Here is a 2,309-nt window from a genome sequence, read left to right as displayed (position 1 = left end):
GCCTTGCCGCCGCCGCGCGTGGCGCCCGGGCGCTGGGCCGCCGGCCGCTTCCCCCGGGATCCGGCCGCGGCGCCCCGGGGACGTCGCGGGATTGGGGCCTCGGCCGCCGCCGCCGACACCTCCCCACGGTCGGCCGCGGACGCGCTGCCGCGTCGCTTGATCGGCCGGATCACATGTGCCGAGTCATCGGCGTCCGGCAGCTGGGGATCTTCGGGCGATCCGTCGTGCACAGGCTGCTCCGCTGAGGCTGGGTGGGGGGACACGCGGGCGGACCCGCAACCCCTCTAGTGTGCCGGAAAGTGAGCGAGCAGGGCATGAAGTGTGGCTGCGCACCCATTACCGGGGGACGCGCGGCGGCTCGGGCCGCGGGCGCTGCCCCCTGGTTCACAGGTCGTTGAGGTCTACCGCGACATCGGGGACGGCGGGTGACCGGCGGCGCCGGCGGGTCTTCGCGGGCAGCTCGATCCCGGTGCTGAACGACTCGAGCAGGTGGTTCCATCCGCAGCCGCGGCAGACCTCCACGACGTACACGCTGAACTCGCTCATGATCTCGGCCATCTCGACGATCTGGCGGGCGGTCTTGGCCTGTCCGGAGCCGATCTTCCAGCGGTCACCGAACACGTAGTGCACCAGGGCGACCCGCTCCCGGGCGCACACCGGGCAGTCGCGGTCGGTCTCGTCGCCGTGGTACGCCGCGGCCTGCTTCAGGTACGCCTGCGCGTCACAGACCTCGGCGCGGGTACGACGGCCCTCGGCGAGCTCCCGAAGGACGGCGCGCCGCTGGAACGTGTAGTCGATGAAGCCCCGCTGAATCACGCATTACAGGGTATGCGCGTTCGAGCGACCTCCGCAGTCGTCCGGTCACGGCCGGCGGGCATGCTGGTGTCGATCGCGGAGGGCACCCGCTCCGCGGGCTCCGGATCGTGACCGGCGGTCAGTCGACCGTGCTCGGCTCCGCGGTCGCGGTGCGGACGGCCGCCTCGCGCGGCTCCCGGGCGCGCTTCACGGCCAGCCGCAGCAGCACCAGCGCGGCGGCCATCGAGCAGACGCCGACCGCGATGCCCTGGATCTTCTCGCCCACCAGCGGGATCGTCACCGCGGCGACGACGTACTGCAGGACCCCGTGCAGCGCGGACGCCGACCCCGCGCGATCGCCGTGGTTCTCGAGGGCGATCGCGATCCCGTTCGGCGAGCCGACGCCGTGGCTGGCCGGCAGCAGCGCGAACCCGACGATCGCCAGCCAGATCGGGGCCCGATCCAGCGACGCGGCCGTGAGCAGGACGACGCCGGCGATCGACAGCCCGAGGGTCGCCATGCCGAGCCGCTGCTGGGGCGTGAACCAGCGCGAGAGCAGCCGGTTGCTCTGGCTGAAGATCATGAAGTTGGCCGCGTTGATGCCGAACAGGACCGAGAACTGCAGCGGGCTCAGGCCGTAGACCTCCTGGAAGACGAAGGACGACGAGCCGATGTAGACGAACACCGCGGCGCTGGTGAGCGACACCGAGCCCGCGCCGTACTGCCAGGCGCGATCGGTGAGCACCGCGGCAAAGTCGGCGCGCACCTTCTTCAGTCGCGGCGGGTGCCGCCGCTCGAGCGGCAGGGACTCCGGGAGGGTCAGCGAGCCGAGCAGCAGCAGCAGCGCGATCACCGCGAGCGAGGCGAAGACGCCGCGCCAGTCGGTCAGCCGCATCAGGACGCCGCCGAGCATGGGCGCCAGGATCGGTGCCAGGCCCAGCAGCACCATCACCGTGGTCAGGGCGCGGATCATCGCCTCGCCGGAGGTGCGGTCGCGGATCACCGCCCGCGCCACGACGATCCCGGCGCCGCCGCCGACGCCCTGCAGGAATCGACCGAGGATCAGCCACCAGATGCCGGGGGCGAGCATGCACAGCACGGAGAACGCCAGGAACAGCGCCATGCCCACCACGAGCGGCCGCTTGCGGCCGATGGCGTCGCTGGCGATGCCGGTGACCAGCTGGCCGACGGCCAGCCCGATCATGCAGGCGGTGAGGGTCAGCTGGACCTCGGTGGGCGTCGTCCCGAGCTCCTGGGCAATCTGCGGGAACGCCGCGAGGTAGAGGTCGAGGGCGAACGGTCCGATGGCCGTCAGCGCACCGAGCAGGGTGAGGACGGCGGCGGGCATGTGCCCAGTATCCACCCTTCCTTTCGCATTGCTAACTACCCAGGTGGCGTCGAGGCCGTTCGCGGCGTGCTTCGGTACCGAAACAGGCCCTTGGGTTCTAGGGGTCGTTGCAACGCCTTTGATCAGGAGGACGTTGCAGGTGGGTACGTATCAGCGATTTGGTCGC

The 2,309-nt window shown here is 71.4% G+C and carries 3 protein-coding genes; all 3 read right to left on the bottom strand.

Going from position 1 to position 2,309, the window contains the following annotated elements; translation table 11 throughout:
• Nucleotides 1-230 (bottom strand): hypothetical protein (locus F8A92_RS19180; protein WP_228389577.1); only part of this gene is annotated, 230 nt, incomplete at its 3' end.
• A gap of 154 nt (nucleotides 231-384) precedes the next feature.
• Complete coding sequence (locus tag F8A92_RS18325) at nucleotides 385-816, bottom strand: DUF5318 family protein (RefSeq protein WP_228389576.1); 432 nt, start codon at nucleotides 814-816, stop codon at nucleotides 385-387.
• A gap of 118 nt (nucleotides 817-934) precedes the next feature.
• Nucleotides 935-2,143, bottom strand: coding sequence for a multidrug effflux MFS transporter (locus F8A92_RS18320; RefSeq protein WP_153506619.1), 1,209 nt, complete (start codon nucleotides 2,141-2,143; stop codon nucleotides 935-937).
• Nucleotides 2,144-2,309 lie beyond the last annotated feature (166 nt).

It is taken from the genome of Cumulibacter manganitolerans, assembly GCF_009602465.1.
GTDB classification, from domain to species: domain Bacteria; phylum Actinomycetota; class Actinomycetes; order Mycobacteriales; family Antricoccaceae; genus Cumulibacter; species Cumulibacter manganitolerans.
Note: the sequence above shows the minus strand (reverse complement) of the source record. Positions and strands in the feature narration are given on the sequence as shown.